This window comes from Halomonas sp. AOP7-E1-9 (assembly GCF_052376035.1).
GTDB classification, from domain to species: Bacteria; Pseudomonadota; Gammaproteobacteria; order Pseudomonadales; family Halomonadaceae; genus Vreelandella; species Vreelandella citrativorans.
This window is the reverse complement of the sequence record NZ_JBQSVC010000090.1, coordinates 1-885: the sequence shown is the minus strand read 5'-3', so window position 1 is coordinate 885 and position 885 is coordinate 1. Positions and strand designations below refer to the sequence as shown.

At 45.8% G+C, this 885-nt stretch carries 2 protein-coding genes; both read right to left on the bottom strand.

The features are described from left to right. On the bottom strand, positions 1-181 hold a 181-nt coding region (locus ACT3R4_RS18430; protein WP_496201298.1), incomplete at its 3' end, for a type II toxin-antitoxin system VapB family antitoxin. Positions 182-253: 72 nt separating this feature from the next. Further along, positions 254-885, bottom strand: a 632-nt coding sequence (locus tag ACT3R4_RS18425; RefSeq protein WP_496201299.1) for a tyrosine-type recombinase/integrase, incomplete at its 5' end; no start/stop codon positions are given.

Genomic DNA, 885 nt, shown 5'->3' with positions numbered 1-885 from the left:
TTGATATATCTGGGATTGCTGTAGCTTTGCCGCCTAATTTTGCTAGGCGAGTAGCATTTTGGATACGCACATAGGCTTTTAAAGCTTCATGAAAAATATCTGATGTATTATCCAGCCCAGGCTCAGCTGCATTTAAAGCTTGTTCGTATAGCTCATCGTCAATGTCGATACTTATTTTCATGATCAACTCCTTGAGTCGAAAATCAAAATGACCATGCTTGGAAGGGTAGGTGTAGTGGTTTAAAGGAAGCTACTAAGCAATCTTATTTGCTGCGTTATGTCGGTTTGCTATAAGTAGATTATCCTGCATGTTTATTTGCTGTGCGAAAAGTTCAACAATGTCTCGTGCATGATCTGGCCGTAAATGGGCGTAATACTTGATAGTTGTCTGGATATCGCTGTGTGCCATTAACTTCGAAACAGTCAGTAAGTCAGCGCCAGCCATAACCAGTTGGGACGCGAAGTTGTGGCGAAGTGTATATAGAACTAGGTCATTTGACAGGTCGGCAAGTGATCGTATTCTTGCCCACGGCTTTTGCATGGCTGTTCTATCCATTCGCTGCCCATTGCGCTGAGAAGCAAACACCAAGCCTGTCTTCGGTTCGCCCAGTTGCTGGTGCCAGATGGTTAGTATATTAAGGGCCGCTGAGGATAAAGGGAAAGTCATTGGCTCACGGTGATGATGCGCCGTTTTTTCTATCACCTTGCGGATCGTGCCAAAGGTGAGATTGACGTGCTCCCAGCGAAGGCCAGTTATGTCGCCGGGCCTAAAGCCGGTATAATACATTGTCAAAATCCATGGCTTAACGTGATCAACATAAACTAAGCCATCCAAATCGAGTAGGTATGATTTCCCATGGGCGCGACTGCGGCGACGCTGCTCTC